Source organism: Roseibium sp. (genome assembly GCF_965232425.1).
GTDB lineage: Bacteria > Pseudomonadota > Alphaproteobacteria > Rhizobiales > Stappiaceae > Roseibium.
The window spans coordinates 4,462,500-4,477,658 of the sequence record NZ_OZ246971.1; the positions used below are offsets into that span (position 1 = coordinate 4,462,500).

General features: G+C 60.2%; 12 protein-coding genes. 3 read left to right on the top strand and 9 right to left on the bottom strand.

Annotated features, from left to right (window positions below; genetic code table 11):
- Positions 1–79: 79 nt before the first annotated feature.
- Together ACO08A_RS20345 and ACO08A_RS20350 are read right to left on the bottom strand one after the other, a co-directional pair.
- Positions 80–1,279: a methyltransferase gene (locus ACO08A_RS20345; protein ID WP_422037753.1), complete on the bottom strand. Its 1,200-nt coding sequence runs from the start codon at positions 1,277–1,279 to the stop codon at positions 80–82.
- Between the two features lie 21 nt (positions 1,280–1,300).
- Positions 1,301–2,170, bottom strand: a complete 870-nt coding sequence (locus ACO08A_RS20350; RefSeq protein WP_422037754.1) for a polyprenyl synthetase family protein — start codon at positions 2,168–2,170, stop codon at positions 1,301–1,303.
- Positions 2,171–2,282: 112 nt separating this feature from the next.
- Between ACO08A_RS20350 and crtD the strand changes: the two genes are divergently transcribed.
- Entirely contained in the window at positions 2,283–3,881 is a 1,599-nt protein-coding gene (gene crtD / locus ACO08A_RS20355) for a 1-hydroxycarotenoid 3,4-desaturase CrtD (protein ID WP_422041787.1), read from the top strand.
- Between the two features lie 56 nt (positions 3,882–3,937).
- On the top strand, positions 3,938–4,723 hold the full coding sequence (locus ACO08A_RS20360) for a carotenoid 1,2-hydratase (RefSeq protein ID WP_422037755.1): 786 nt from the start codon (positions 3,938–3,940) through the stop codon (positions 4,721–4,723).
- 28 nt (positions 4,724–4,751) lie between these two features.
- Here ACO08A_RS20360 and ACO08A_RS20365 read toward each other — a convergent pair whose 3' ends face one another.
- From ACO08A_RS20365 to ACO08A_RS20375, 3 genes are all read right to left on the bottom strand, one after another.
- Positions 4,752–5,936 carry a phytoene/squalene synthase family protein gene (locus tag ACO08A_RS20365; RefSeq protein WP_422037756.1) on the bottom strand — a complete coding sequence of 395 codons (1,185 nt, stop codon included), beginning with the start codon at positions 5,934–5,936 and terminating at the stop codon, positions 4,752–4,754.
- A complete protein-coding gene (locus tag ACO08A_RS20370) occupies positions 5,933–7,498 on the bottom strand; it encodes a phytoene desaturase (RefSeq protein ID WP_422037757.1) in 1,566 nt (521 codons plus the stop codon). Before ACO08A_RS20370 ends, ACO08A_RS20365 begins: the two co-directional genes overlap by 4 nt.
- Before the next feature lie 118 nt (positions 7,499–7,616).
- Positions 7,617–8,396 (bottom strand): hypothetical protein, encoded by a 780-nt coding sequence (locus tag ACO08A_RS20375; RefSeq protein WP_422037758.1) that lies wholly within the window; start codon positions 8,394–8,396, stop codon positions 7,617–7,619.
- Between the two features lie 52 nt (positions 8,397–8,448).
- Between ACO08A_RS20375 and ACO08A_RS20380 the strand changes: the two genes are divergently transcribed.
- The gene (locus tag ACO08A_RS20380) at positions 8,449–9,837 is read left to right on the top strand and encodes a cytochrome P450 (RefSeq protein ID WP_422037759.1); all 1,389 of its coding nucleotides are present in this window, start codon (positions 8,449–8,451) and stop codon (positions 9,835–9,837) included.
- Here ACO08A_RS20380 and ACO08A_RS20385 read toward each other — a convergent pair.
- The 4 genes from ACO08A_RS20385 to bchI are packed head-to-tail and all read right to left on the bottom strand — an operon-like array spanning position 9,812 to position 14,930.
- Complete coding sequence (locus ACO08A_RS20385) at positions 9,812–11,125, bottom strand: ATP-grasp domain-containing protein (protein WP_422037760.1); 1,314 nt, start codon at positions 11,123–11,125, stop codon at positions 9,812–9,814. The two genes, ACO08A_RS20380 and ACO08A_RS20385, sit on opposite strands and share 26 nt — an antisense overlap.
- Positions 11,106–12,029: an alpha/beta fold hydrolase BchO gene (bchO, locus tag ACO08A_RS20390; RefSeq protein ID WP_422037761.1), complete on the bottom strand. Its 924-nt coding sequence runs from the start codon at positions 12,027–12,029 to the stop codon at positions 11,106–11,108. Before bchO ends, ACO08A_RS20385 begins: the two co-directional genes overlap by 20 nt.
- Positions 12,026–13,900 carry a VWA domain-containing protein gene (locus ACO08A_RS20395; protein ID WP_422037762.1) on the bottom strand — a complete coding sequence of 625 codons (1,875 nt, stop codon included), beginning with the start codon at positions 13,898–13,900 and terminating at the stop codon, positions 12,026–12,028. The genes bchO and ACO08A_RS20395 overlap by 4 nt, the downstream gene beginning before the upstream one ends.
- Positions 13,893–14,930, bottom strand: a complete 1,038-nt coding sequence (gene bchI / locus ACO08A_RS20400) for a magnesium chelatase ATPase subunit I (RefSeq protein ID WP_422037763.1) — start codon at positions 14,928–14,930, stop codon at positions 13,893–13,895. The genes ACO08A_RS20395 and bchI overlap by 8 nt, the downstream gene beginning before the upstream one ends.
- Between the last annotated feature and the right edge of the window lie 229 nt (positions 14,931–15,159).

The window sequence follows — 15,159 nt, forward strand, 5'->3', positions numbered from 1 at the left end:
CAGTTACAACTGTCATTTTAAATTGACGCTCAAAAGTGTCAATTAATATTTACACATTTTGCAACAATGGCCATGAAAATCAGCGTTCAGCGACCACCAGAGTTGCCAGCAGGGGATTGTTGGTCTTGATTGTGCGCGGCTTGTTGAAGCCGCATTCAACAAGCATTGCCTTGATGTCCGCGTCGCTCCTGCACCGCCCGGACCCCATGGCGAGAAAGTAAAAACTGAAATAGACGGCCGCGAGCCGGGCGCCTTCCGATGGGCCGGACATTGCCTCGGCAATCATCAGTTTCGTGCCGGGCCGGAGCGAGGCATGCAGGTTCCTGAGGATGTCCCGAACGCGATCGTCATCATGGTCGCACAGGATACGGACGAGGCTGACGCAGTCGGCCGTGTCCGGGATCGGACTGCTTACAAAGTCTCCGCCATGCACACTGGCCCTGTTTGCCAGTCCATTCGCGTTCAGATTTCCGCGTGCCAGATCGGCAACGACCGGCAAGTCGAACAGATGCAGATGCAGGTCCGGGTGCCGCGCGGCGCAGGCCGTGAGGAAACTGCCGTCTCCGCCTCCGACATCGAGGATTGATCCGTATTTGCCGAAGTCGTGCGCATCCAGAATGCAATCGGCGAGCATGCTCTGGCTGCTTCGCATCAGGGCAGAATAGTCTTGTGCCGTATCTTCGTTCAGGTCGAGCGTTTGCCTGCCGCGCGCATATGCCCAGAACGATTTCAAGCGTGTCTCTTTTTCCGGGTTTTTCAGAAGGTCTTCGGGCGAATCAAGGTCCCGGTAAAGCATCTCATGGTGCAGGACCATCTGTCTGATACCCTCATCGCCGGCCACGACCGCACCGGCATCGTCAAGCATCCAGGATCCCGGCTCAACTTGGGTTACGAGATCCAGCCGCTCCGCTTGTTCGAGGAGGAGTTGCATTTTGTCGGGCAGGGTCCCGCTTGCGTGTGCCAATTGCTCCGCTGACCGGGGGCCTTTCTCAAGCTGCTCGAAAACACCCAGCCTGACGCAGGTGCTGAGCACCTGAGTGAAGACGAAACCTGCCGTTAGACGAAACAGTGCTGCGGCTTTGCGGTTGGCAATGACGCGCAAGCCCGGGATGCGCATGATCCAGTTCCGAAAGCTTTTCGATGCGATTTTGCGGTTGCGCCAGTGCCGAAAGCGAACGGCGCGCCGGGACAAGCGCTTTCCTGCCTCCTGATAGAGGGGTGCAGTGGATGGCAGGCTCAAGTCGGGGGCTGTGCCTTCGTCGTTTCTGCTTGTTGCCACTTTCTGCTCCGTTTGGCGGCCTCAGGCAGCGCTTGCCGCGAGTTTCTTCGGCATCAGTCTCTTCGCTTCCTTGTGGATCATGGCTCTGAGCATGTCGGACCCACGGCAGTCGGGAACACTGTCAGCGGCCTGCAGAACGAGGTTGTGCAGCTGTTTCATCGCACCTTCCAAGCCCAGTTCCGCCACCAGATTCGGCTTTCCGTTCGCCTGATCCTGTCCCGCCGGTTTGCCCATGCTGCCATCGTCATCCATGGCGTCGTATAGATCGTCGGCTGCCTGATAGGCGGCTCCGAGGGCGTCGGCCAGGGCGTACCATTCGAGTGGGTTTCCATTGGAGGAAAGTGCGCCGGTTGAAACCGCACCGGTGAAAAGCGATGCCGTTTTCGCGCGATGATAGGCGGTTATGTTGATTTCCGGTTCACTCTCCCAGGCCTGCCCGGCGACCAGCCCATAGGGGGAGCCGACTGCGTTCGCGATGGTCGAGATGAGCGGGGCGGTCAGTTCCGGGGCATGCTGGGTTTCCCGCGCGACGGTTTCAAAGGCGCTCACGATCAAGCCATCGCCGACCAGTACGGCGATCTCTTCGCCAAATTCAATATGGACCGACGGTTTGCCGCGCCGCGTTGCCGCATTGTCGAAGCAGGGCAGATCGTCGTGGACCAGCGAGGCGCAATGCAAGAGTTCGATTGCCGTCGCAGCAGCCGTTGCCACTTTCGGGTCGCGGTCACCGCATGCAAGCGCAACAGCGATAGACAGTCTGGGGCGGATGCGGGCGCCTCCAGGGAAAACAGCATATCGGAAAGCATCGGAGAGTTTTTGAGGGCACCCATTCGCGGTGGCGTAGCGTATGGCTGCTTGCATCCCGGTTTCGATGCGATCCGACAGGTCCATGGAGCCACTCCTCAATTTAGCATGGATGTCAATTTTGTTTGACGTTATACTGTCAATTAAGAGTGACACATTGCTTTGAAATGTCAACTTCAAGGACCGCGTTGTGGGCAATATGCCGGAAACCAGGGTCGTGATCATCGGAGCCGGTATGGGCGGTCTTGCCGCGGCATTGCGCCTGGCCAATACCGGTGTTTCCGTAACGGTGCTTGAGGCCGCGGCCGCGCCGGGCGGGAAAATGCGTCAGGTGGCGGCAGGTGGCCAGTCCTTCGACGCCGGACCGACGGTTCTGACGATGAAGTGGGTCTTCGACGACGTGCTGTCGGACTTGGACACCAGTCTGAAAGACGAAGTCACACTGGATAAGGCGGATCTGCTTGCCCGGCACTATTGGACCGATGCCGCCGCGCTCGATCTTTATGCCGATGTGGAGAAAAGTGCAGATGCGATCGGAGCGTTTTCAGGACGGGAAGATGCAGCGGGCTATCGAGCCTTTGCCGCGGACAGCAAACGGGTTTTCGAGACCCTGAAGGACACGTTTATCAGCGCGTCCAGGCCCAATCCGGTGACATTGTCCCGGCGGATCGGATTTCACAGGTTTGCGGACATGCTGGCGCTGCGTCCGTTCTCGACATTATGGACGGCCTTGGGGGGCTATTTCTCCGATCCGCGTCTGAGACAGCTCTTCGGGCGCTATGCAACCTATTGCGGGTCTTCTCCCTATGCGGCGCCGGCGACACTGATGCTTGTCGCACATGTTGAACAGGCCGGTGTCTGGATCCCGAAAGACGGCATGCACGGGATTGCGCGCCGTTTTCAGGCCTTGGCCGAATCCTATGGTGTGCTGTTTCGTTTCGGTGCCCGCGTCGATCAGATTGAAACAGATGGGTCTGACCGCAAGGTCACGGGTGTCCGCCTGTCATCCGGCGAGGTGATCGAGGCAGATCGGGTTATTTTCAACGGCGATGTCAGTGCGCTCCAGGACCTTCTGACGCCGGCGCGCGGAAAGGCCTACAAGAGAGTATCTGCCGCGAAGCGCTCCCAATCGGCGCTGGTTTCGTGCGGCCTGGCGGCAACGGAGGGTGTGCCGCTGACACATCACACGGTCTTTTTCTCAGATGATTACGACGCCGAGTTTCAAGCCGTCTTTCGAGATCGCGCAGCCCCGGCAGATCCCACGGTCTATGTTTGCGCACAGGACCGCAACAGCTCTGGCGACATCCAGTCTGCCGGCCCGCAATCAGGCCATGAGCGCATTTACTGCCTTATGAACTTGCCGGCCGACGGCGACACCCACAGCTATTCGACAAGCGAGTTGGAGCAATGCCTCACAGCGATGGACCGCCGGTTGGCGAAGAACGGATTGACGCTTCACAGAGACCGGAAAGCGCAGGTTCTGACAGCGCCGGACGGGTTCAACAAGCTCTTCCCGGCAACCGGAGGCGCACTTTACGGTCAGGCCTCTCACGGCTGGATGGCGTCATTCAGCCGGATGGGGGCGAAGGGCAAGCTGGTGGGGCTCTATCTGGCCGGGGGCAGCGTCCACCCGGGACCGGGGATACCGATGGCCGCGCTGTCGGGGAAACTGGCAGCCGAACAGCTGATGGCGGATACCGCTATGACCGGTCGGTTCCGCCGGGCGGCTATCAGTGGTGGTATGTCGACGCGACCAGCGACTGCGGCACCTACGCCCTCACGGTCATTGCCTTCATAGGGTCCGTGTTTTCTCCCTACTACCATCTTTCCGGCCGCAAGCAGCCGGAGAACCACGTGGCATTCAACGTGGCGCTCTATCAGCCCTCCGGAAACATCTGGGCAATGACTGAACGCGGCTCAAAGAGCCTCGCCCGCACCTCCAGCAGCCTCTGGATCGGGAGTAGCGGCCTGGGCTGGTCCGATGGCGGATTGGAACTGGAATTCGAAGAAACGGCGCTTCCCTGGCCCGGACACAGACTGTTGCCCCGGCGGTTCGCGGGTCGCATCCGTCTGGAGCCGGAGTTTCTGCACTTGAAGCCGCTCGACCTGGATGCGGATGGCCGTCACGTGTGGTGGCCATTGGTCCCGCAGGCACGGCTAAAGGTGGAGTGCGATCTTCTTCCGGGCGGCGGCTGGGAAGGGGAGGCGTATCACGATCTCAACTTCGGGTCCCGTCCGCTCGAAAGCGATTTCACGTCCTGGGACTGGGCGCGTGGACGGGCGCTGGGCGGGAGGACGATCGTTCTTTACGACGCCAAGATGCGCAACGACGAAGAGCGCACGCTTGGTCTTGCTTTCTCCGCCGGGCGTGATGCCGAACCGATCGCTTTGCCGAACCGACAATCCTTGCCGCGCGGGGCATGGGGCATACGCGGCAACATACACTGCGAGGAAGCGGCCAGACCAAGCAGGTCAAGACGGTTGGAAGACACGCCGTTTTACACACGGTCGCTGGTCGAGACGACGCTGAAGGCAGAGCGACTCCAGATGGTGCACGAGACCCTTGATTGTACGCGCCTTGCCAATCCGTTCGTACGGATGATGCTGCCTTTCAGGATGCCCAGAAACACCAGGAGTTAAGTCCGTCAGTGGCTGGATTTGCCGCGTCTCACGTCAGCCTTGCCGCGCGCTGCCGCGCCGCCAGTTTGTGGAAGCGAACATCCTGCCGGCTTTCGTTTTGTAGCCGGATCAAGAGGCACAGCAACCGTTCAGACGAGGAAACGTCCGGCAGCTCGTTTGACTGAAACGATTTTTTGGCCTTGGCGATCGAGAAGGAGCGGGCAGCTGCATTGACGAGCCCGGCTGCCGCGGGATCGGCTGCTGTCTCCCTCGCTTGCTTTGCGCTGGCGCTTCGGTCTGTAGCGGGCCTGCGCGCAGCCGCCAGGAGCGAAACTTTGCGCATCAGACTTGTGTGCGCCCTTTGCGTCACGCTGTCATACCCGTTCGCCACGATCTCCGTGCCAATCTCTTCATAGATGAGAGCTGCAGAACGGATCGCGTGCCGGCAATCTGACGGAAGAGCGGAAATGCCTGCATGGCCCAGGCGATAGTGACGGTTGGCTTCCTGCAACAGGCGCTTCACGACCTGACCGATCTCGGGGGAAAACCGGGGAGATACAAGGAATGTCTGCGGATTGATCCCGTGCTGGTCGAGCCAATCCATCGGCAGGTAGATACGCCCGTTTCGCGCGTCTTCACCGACATCCCGGGCAATATTGGTGAGCTGCATCGCAATGCCGAGGTCCGCGGCCCGGGCAAGGTGTTCCGGCTCGCCGGTGCGCATGAGAAGAGCCATCATCAGGCCGACGGTTGCTGCAACGCCTGTTGCGTATTCCTTCACGTCTTCCAGTGTCCGGTAGGTTCGCTTGGAAATGTCCATTTCAAAGCCGTCGAGCAATGCGGCGGGGATACACTTGGGTATAGCGTAGTCTCTGACGGTCTTCTGAAAGGCACGGTCGCAGGGATAGTCTGCCGGCGCACCCCGGTAGATAAGGTCGAGCCTTTCTCGCAGTTGCTGAAGCGAGTGCCTGTCCGAACGAGGATCGTCGATCAGGTCATCCGAATGGCGGCAGAACGCATAAAGTGCAACGGCTGCCTTTCGGGTTTCGGGGGGCAGGAGCAACGAGGCAAGGTGAAACGACTTGGAGCCTTTGCGAATCGATGCGGTGCAGGCATTCAGGTCGCTCCTGTAGCGTGAGAGACCGTAGCGCTTGTCGGAGGAGTCCAGTGCGCTTTTTGCGTGAAGTGCAAAGGGTTCGAAGCCTTCCAGCGCACTCTGACTGACCTTGTTCATCCCGATTCCCCCGCGCTTTGCCCGGATTGAACCAACGATGCGGGATCGGGCACGAGGTCCGCCACGATTTGCGCCGAACAGACAACGCCGGGCAATCCTGCTCCAGGATGTGTTCCGGCTCCACACAGGTAGAGGTTCTCAAGTTCCTCGCTTTTGTTGTGCGGCCGGAACCAGGAACTCTGGAGCAGTTTGGGCTCAAAGGAAAACGCAGCGCCCTGCCAGGACAGGAGGCGCTCGCGAAAGTCCACTGGTGTCAGAACACGCGAACTCACCACATGCTTGGAGAGCTCCGGCAACACCGTTTCTTCAAGCTGCGCTTCAATTTTCTTTCGGTAGGTTTCGGCAAATGCCGTCCAGTCCGTGCCGCTCGCCAGGTTGGGAACGGGGCTGAGAACATAGAACGCGTCACAGCCCTGCGGGGCGACCGACGGATCGTTGGCCGAAGGACGGTGCAGATAGAGGCTGAAATCTTCCGCCAGGTGTTTCTTGATGAAGATATCTTCCAGCAGCCCCTTGTAGCGTGGCCCAAAGAGCATCGTGTGATGACCGACATCGTCATAGCGGCGGTCGGTGCCGAAATACCAGACAAACAGGCTCATCGAGAAGTCGCCGCGCTTGATCTTGCGGTCGGTCCAGCGTTTGCGCGGGTGGTCTTTCAGCAGTTTGCCGTATGTCATCGCGGAATCGCAGTTGGAGACGACGATATCCGCAGGAACAGTCTCGCCGGACGCAAGACGGACACCCGTCGCCCTCTTGCCGTCGGTCAGAATTGTTTCAACAGTCTCGTTCAGACGGAGGGTGCCATTGTTCCTTTCAACGAGGCCCGCAATTCCGTGGGCGAGCTTGTTCGTTCCGCCCATCGCATAGTGAACGCCGTGCTTGCTCTCGAGATGCGCGATCAGGCAGTAGAAGGACGTTGTCGTGAAGGGGTTGCCGCCAATGAGAAGCGGATGAAATGAGAAGACCGACCTCAGTTTGTCGCTCTTGAAGTGCTTCTTGACGACGCTGTAGACCGATCGGTATCCCCCGAGCCTGACGAGTTGCGCAAATGTGCTCAGCGTGAAAGCCAGGCTGTGAAACGGCTTGTCGGCAAGTTCCAGAAAGGCATACTCGTATATCTGGCGGCTTTCTTCCATGAAGCTGCGGTATCCGGCCACGTCATCGGGCTCGAAGCGCGCAATCTCCGCTTCCATGGCGGCTTGGTCTCCCGAATAGGTGAACACCGAGCCATCGGAGAAACGGATCTTGTAGAACGGGTTGTTCTCGCGAATGTCCAGATCATCTTCCAGTCTGCCGCCGCAATCTGCCCAGAGCTTTTCGAACAGCCATGGCGCGGTGATGATCGTCGGCCCGGCATCGAAGGTGAACCCGTCCTGCCGGTAGGCGTAGGCGCGCCCGCCCGGTACGTCCAGAGGATCGAAAACCGTTACCCGGTAGCCCCTTTTGCCCAGGAGGGCCGCGGCGGACAGTCCGCCAACGCCCGCCCCGATCACGACGGCGTGGGGCGCTCGTGCCCTGTCCGGTTCCGCGATCGTTGATGGAATGTCCGGGGCAATGTTCACGTTTGTGCTCCTTTCCCCATCGATCCGGCCTGGCTGGACAACAGCATGTCAATCAGGCTCTTCCCTTGTGTAAATTTTAGTTTACACTTTTCTGTCTCAGAAAGAAGACCCTTTCAGATTATTCTGCGGCATCCAGGTCGAGAGGCCTGCCGCTGGGAGGTCTTGCAGTCCTGTTCAGGAAACGACGGCTGACTTGATAACGATGGTAGAAGATCAGTGCCAGACCGGTTGCAAGAGGGATCGCCCAGAGCCCGGGCGCGAGCGCGAGTTCCGGCATGAGGCGCACGGCGCCGAATGCAAAGAAGGCCGTGTAGACCGAGATCCCGGTGCCCACGATCGCCTTGATATGTTCCAGCAGCCACTCGACCGGGCCCGGATTGCGTTTGAGCAGGAACCAGACATTCGTCGCAACCGTCGCAAATCCGACCATGGAAATGCCAATCATCATGGGCTGCGCGATCAGGACTCCCTGCAGCGCGCAGTTTGCGGAGGCAATGAACAGCGCGGCCTGCAGTCCCCAGTTCAAAGGCGTCTGGTTTTTGCGCTGGTCCCGTTTGTTGACGGCGCAAAGCCAGCCGTACCAGGCAAGGTTGACTGTCAGAAGCCCGAGATAAAGCATCATCCAGCCGAATATCCCGCGGACCAGAACCGGATCGGAGAACTCCGCGTGGTGGACGAGATGGGGGTGGGTCGCCATCGGGGCAATCAGCGTGAGCGTCGCCATCAGCATGGCGACCGTGCCGGTGAACAGCATGGCCGCGGCGAAAAGCCGGCCCCACCACCGGTGTCTTTCCCCGCCCTTCTTGGCAAAAACCGGCACCCAGAAACCGATCAGTCCCGGCGCGCCCGTCGCGATATGAAGGGCGATGAACACTTTGAAGAGGTCATAAACGGTCATGGGTGGAGATCTCCCGTGATGGCCTGCAACACCTTGAGGCGCGGAGGAAAAAATGTCGGCAGCTGAGATCTACGTTCCCCCGCGCCCGTCGCGTTTGCCGCCTGTCATGGCGCTTTTGCGCACGGTCTGGAACGGGGAGGGAGACCTTCTCAGTCTTCTGCCCGGTGCCGCCTTTGCCATGGATGCCGGGGAACTCGGCTATTCGCGGCGTTCGATCAAGTTGTTCAACGATCCTGAACTTGTGCGTCAGATCCTTCACGATGCAGACGGCATCTTTCCCAAGAGCGACCTCATGGTGGGGGCGCTGGAGTCTCTGATCGGCGACTCCATTTTTGTCTCGGACGGGGCCAAGTGGCGGCGGCAAAGGGCCATGATCGACCCGGCCTTTTCCAAGATGCGCCTGACGCACGCCTTCACGGCGATGCAGAAAGCCGTCGACGCCTATATCGAACGCCTGCGATCGAGCGCCGAACGCGGCGAAGTCCTTTCGCTCGACCGGATCATGAGTGAGCTGACGGCGGACATCATCTGCAGGACGGTGTTTTCGACATCTCTCGACACCCAGATTTCCAGAGACGTCTTTGATGATTTCGAAGTCTTTGAACGCGGTGTCGCGCAGGTGAAGATCTGGCGGCTGATCATGGACCCGGCCTGGACAAAGGTGCCCCAAAGCTCCGAGGTGCTGGCCGCGTGTAAGCGCATCCGCCATCATCTGGGCGGTCTGATCGATACGCATACCGGCCCTGATGCCAACCGCTTCGATGACATCGCCAGCGCGGTCATTTCCGCGCGGGACGCGGAAACCGGTGAGCCCTTCACGCGTGACGAGCTTATCGACCAGCTTGGGGTCTTTTTCCTCGCCGGGCACGAAACAACGGCGAGTGCGCTCACATGGGCTTTTTACATGCTCGCGATGTGTCCCGACGTGCTCGCGCGGCTGCGGGGTGAAGTCGACGCTGCCGCCGAGGGCCGGGAACTCACCTTCGAGGCGACGCGCTCGCTTACCTACACCAGGGCCATTTTCCGGGAATCTCTGCGGCTTTACCCGCCAATCACCTTCATGCCTCGCGTTGCTCTCAAGGCAACACGGATCGGTACCTACAAAGTGCGCAAAGGCGCGCTCCTGATGATTTCCCCCTGGACGCTTCATCGGCACACGCGCTACTGGAAGGATCCCGATCGCTTCGATCCCGATCGTTTCATGCCGGAACGGGAGAAGGAGGTTTTGCCCGGAACCTACATTCCCTTCGGCTCCGGACCTCACACCTGCGTCGGTGCCGGCTTCGCGGCGATTGAAAGCGCATTGATCCTGGGGCGCTTGACGCGCGCGTTCGACTTTTCTCCGGTCGGAACCGGAGAGGTGAGGCCGGCGGCGCGCCTGACAACGCGGCCGTCGCAGGAAATCCAGGTGCGGGTCAAGAACAGGAACCATGGGCACTAACGGGTTTGACTGCCGGCGATGAAGCGTCGCTCCGGACGGATCTTTGCGGCGGCCAGGCTATGTCGCGTGTTGCAGCTTCGCCGAAGGTTCGGCCGCGAAACATCACCTGTTTGAGAACGGGCCAGGAGTAGGGTGTCATGAGCGCAAAAGGGGCGGGGTCGGCAAGGGACCAAAGGACGTCCCTTGCGCCCAGCATCGCGCGAAGATGATGCAGAGCCTTCTTTGGCCGGAAGATGTTGCCATAGACCTGCAGTAGCGTCGTGTGTCCTTCCTGAAACCTCTTTTCTGCCTTCAACCCGACTTTTGCTACCGTATCGAAGCCGATTATCGCCTCGGCTATATCGGCGGGCTCCATGAAGTGGATTCCACTGGTGAGGCGCGGATTGCATTCCAGCGGCCAGGGTCTCCCATCGTCATCCACGATGAAGTCGAAGGCCACGAAGTAGGACCAGTTGCCGGACCGGGCGAAGTCCGCGACCCATTGCTCCACCTGAGGCAAATCGTCTACGCGTTGGAAACAGACCGCAACCGTGCCGGCGAAGACGTTGCCTTCGTAGGTGACATGCGCGAGCACTTCGCCATTTCGGCAGAGGCTCAAGGTGCTGACCTCCCGCCCGAAAATCCGCTTTTGAATGATGGTGTCCGCGTTTCCAAGCGGCTCCTTCGGGAGGCTGTCGGGTTTCAGCATGCGCAATTCCTGTCCGGAGCAGCCGAGCCTCGGTTTCAGGACAGTGTCGCCAGACTCTGCAAGGCGCGATGCCTGCTCGTCGGAGGCAAGATACGTTTCGGGGACTTTTAACCCTGCGTTTTCAACAGTCTGGGTGAAAGTATATTTGTCATGGAGGGCCTGAAGAACTTCGTTGGATAACGCGAAGAGCCGGGTTCCTTCCGGCAGCCGGTTCTTCAAGAGGCTGACATGAAGTGCTTCTTCTGAAACGGGAAGGACAAGGTCGACCTTCTCGCGCGCGACTATATCGAGCAGGCCGGCAAGGTATTGTTCCTGGTGGCTGTGCGGCGAAGGCGTTTTACAGGATCTTTCGACAGCGTTCGACGCGCGGCAAAGGTGAAAGCCGAAAGGATCGGCAACCAGCACCCGGCATCCGGCTGCAGTGAGCGCACGCGCGAGTTCGAGCGCTTTCGGCAAGCGCCCAAGCGTCAGCAGAACGGTTATGGATTTGCCGCGCGACATCACGCACATCTCCAGCAGTGCGTGCGCCTGGAAGATCTGGCTCTTTTCAGCGGCGTTTCGAAGGGGGGGCTTTTGCGCCTCATGCTGCGTCCGCCCCATTCGACTGGCCGTTCGGGACGATGGTTTCGATCCAGTCGACAACGGTCTGCGGGTGGCATTCGTGGACCAGGTGCCCGCCTTTGGGTGTCAGGGTGAGACTGCCGTGCCTTGCAAGGCTTGCTGCTCTCTTCGAGCTTGTGGCCGGAACCATCGGGTCGTCTTCTGCCGCAAACAGATCGAGCGGCGTTGGAAGGCGCCGAAGCATGGCGTTGAGATGGGACAGGTCCCAGGAGGCCATCATGCCGAGCGCGCCGCGCACGTGTCCGGCCGATCCCAGCAGCCGGCGATAGATTTCTTCACCGTGTGCATCGATCGGAGACCCAGTTGCCGTCAAGAGGTTTTGACCCAGTGGCGTTGACTTTGCCAAAAGGGAAAACATCGAGGCCGATAGCGGGTTCGCGAAAAGCGCTTTTGCCATAGGAGACAGGACACGATTTCCACGGATCGGTTTGAGCGCTCCGTTTATGCCAAGAACGCGGTGCGAGTGTCGGTCGTGCTCCATGGATTTTTGAGCGGCAGAAACGAGCGAGACACCAATGACTGCGCCCGCCGAATGGCCGATGATGGTAAGCGGTTGGAAAGCCAGCTCATTCAGGAGAGACCGGATCGAGGTTGTCATGCCTTCAAGGGAGAGGTCCGGGGTCGCAGTTGGGCGCGTGAAACCATGGCATGGGAGATCCGGTACGATCAGCCTGAAACGGTTCTCCAGAAGCGGCACCACATTGCGCCATGAAAACGAGGCAGCACCGGTGCCGTGGATCAAAAGGACACAGGGCGCGTTCGGCTGTCCAAGATCCTGAACATGCCAGCGATACCCTGCAACCTCGACAAACCGGCTGGCATTGCGAAACGGCCAATCGGCTCCGTCTCTTTCCCAGTCCAGCCAGTCACGATCCCGCGTCATCCTCTTGCCTCCTGCAAGGAAGCATCGACAACGTCCGACATCGATCCGGCATCCGCGTGGCGCAGGACGTGCAGGTCCGCTCCCATGGTTTCGGCGAGTGAGGCGACGGATTCGCGCGGCCGGCGGGCAATGTCGATGCAGATCGAGCGCATTTCCAGGCTCCGGTATTGACCGGCGACAAGCCCGAGTTCTTCTTTGGCGCGGTTCCTGTCCGGTTCCCCGTTCCGCGCAATGTTTCCGCGACCATCGGTCAGCAACACCATGACCGGCGTGCTGCCCTGCCGGCGGACGGACAAGGCAAGTTCCAGCCCCTTTTCCAGTCCGGAGACCAGGGGTGTCGGGCCTCCACCCGGCAGACCCGCAAGTTTGCGTTTTGCCATGACCAGTGAGCGGGTCGGCGGTAGTACCGTTTCTGCGCTCCTGCCGCGAAATGCAATCATGGCGACCTCGTCGCGGCGCACGTAGCACCTGGACAGCAACTGCTCGATCGCACCCTTGGTTTCACCGAGGCGTTCAAGAGCCGTTGATCCCGATGCATCCACCATGAAGATGGCGGTTGAAGGCGTTTCATGACGCAAACGCTGGAAGCGATAGTCATCCCGTGTGATCAGCGCGCGAGGCTGTTTCACCTGCCGTTTGTCCTGATCAGACAGACGCGCGAGCAGCACGGCCCGGTTCTGGCTGCGGATCACCTGCCAGGGGGCTGCAGCGCGCAGCGTCGCAATAATGCTCGGCCGCGCGTCCGGGAAGGGCGCTGTACGGGAAACGGCAACCGGCCGGCCGCGACGGGCGTTCTTCTGAGGCGTTCCCGCCTTCCCCGTCCGGGAAGTGCTGGACCGCGCCGGACTTTTGCCCGCAAGCTCGGGCAGTCCAGAGATGGTTCCGGCCTCGACCGCGGATAGCAACTCCGTCAATTCGGTCAGGTCCTGCGGCGAGTTGGTCCGGTCCTCATCTTTCAACTCGGGCTCGGCCGGTTCGGACTGTTCGGCCTGGCATCCATCGGGAGACGGTTGTGCGCGATCTTCTGGACCCTGACCTTCTTCCTCAACTGGCTGCGCCTGCAGACTTACACCAAGGCACAAGCGCAGAGCTCCCAGCGCATCAGCTTCGACAACACTTCCTCTGCTTTCCATGGCCGCCAGCATGCGAGCGACCATTGTGAGGTAGCGCAATCGACGTAAAGAAGAGCTGCCGACCGCACCGGCGACCTGGGCCAGCAGTTCTGCGATTGCGGTCGAGATTTCAACGTCTTGCCAGCTCAGATATGCATCTTGCCGCGCGCCCGGGCTTGTTTCGAAAACTTCGCTCCAGGAAACGGCATGCAGATCCACGATCAGCCCGAGACGGTCCGAAAGCGCACAAGGCAGATGCTCGTCGGGTGAGGCTGATTCATCAATTGCAATCACCTGAAAGCGTGTTTTCACCTGCATGGCGCCACGATCCTTCGACTGCAATGGCGAGCGGCACACTTTCGTGTCGATTGCGTCGCCGATGACGGCTGCAGTTGCAGCGTCCAGTCTTTCGGCCATGGGCAGGAGCAAAATGCCCTGGTCTGCGCGTGCCAGCAGGCCTGGCATCGTGACAACCCGTCCAGTCTTGGCAGTTCCCGGGATGTCGATGCTGCCCTGGAGGGCGGAGTGACCGACGGAATTGGGAACCCTGATCCAGTGCGTTCTCGAGCCGAAACTTTCCTTCAGGTGCGCAATGTAGGCGTCACGAACGCCGCCGGCACGCGCTTTCAGCCACAGGCCACCCAGTTGACTGCCGCCGGTCTTGAGAAGTCTCGCTGCAAGGAGAGCGTCGTCCCAGGCACCGGACCGATCGGGGCCCGGAACGGGTTCAAAGCCGCATCCTGCGCCGGATTCAGCCATGGACGGCGTCCGCGCCGACAGCGGCAATAGCCCGCTCCACGCGTGGCGCACTGCCGGCATCGTCAAGTGGATCGCGGCGCAGGCGGTGGCAAAGCACGAGCGGAGAGATCTCGGACACGTCGCTCCAGGAGACTTCCAGACGTCCGCCAAGTGCGGCAGTGGCTCTGCAGGCGCGCATCAGGGTCAATTCACCGCGCATCCCGTCTATGCCAAGCCCCATACACAATTGCGACATGCGGGTCAGGACATCGTCGGGAATGTCCACGTCGCGCAGGATCTTGCGTGCCTTTACGACGCGGTTACGGATGGCGGCATCCTTGCGCGCCCAGCTCTGGCAAAACCCATCCGGATCCGCCTCGAAGGCGTCCCTGCGCCGGATCACCTCGATCCGCTGTTTCAGATCATCGATGGTGCGCACATCCACGGCGAGACCGAACCTGTCCAGCAACTGCGGTCGCAGGTCGCCTTCTTCCGGGTTGCCGCTGCCCACGAGTGCGAAGCGTGCGGCGTGACGGATGCTGAGGCCTTCGCGTTCAACAACGTTGACACCCGAGGCGGCCGCGTCGAGCAACAGATCAACAAGGTGATCTTCCAGCAGGTTGACCTCGTCGATGTAGAGAAAGCCACGGTTAGCGCTTGCGAGCAGTCCCGGCTCGAAGTCTTTCTCGCCCGCTACGAGGGCTTTTTCCAAGTCGAGCGCGCCGCAGATCCTGTCCTCTGTTGCCCCAAGCGGCAAGTCGACCATGGGCGTTCGGGTTTTGGTCACTTTCGGCGTTTTTGGAGCGTTTGGTGCACTACAAACAGGGCAGGCGTCCTGTGGGCGCCCGGGCTCGCAGTTAAACCGGCAACCGGCGCGGGTCTCGATTTTCGGAAGCAACTCCGCAAGGGCGCGGACCGCAGTTGATTTGCCGGTGCCCCGGTCGCCAAAAATGAGGACGCCGCCAAGAAGGGGCTCAACCGCTGCCATCAGCAGTGCCTTCTTCATATCCTCCTGGGCGACGATTGCCGAAAAGGGAAACGGTTTGGACATGGTTCCCGCCTGTCTTGAGTGTCAATATAAGTTGACACATTTTGAGCGCAGAATGAAGTCTATTCTTTGTAATGAGGGTTTTCGCCGAGCTGGCCGCACTCACGTCGCGGCCGGGAAATGTTGGTTCCCCACCAGAAGAATTGGGACGCGGCCGAGGAGCGCGCGCTCGCAAACACCGAAAGATGCCAGAGCGTTGATGTGTTCACGCCAGCGTTTGTGGATTTCGGCG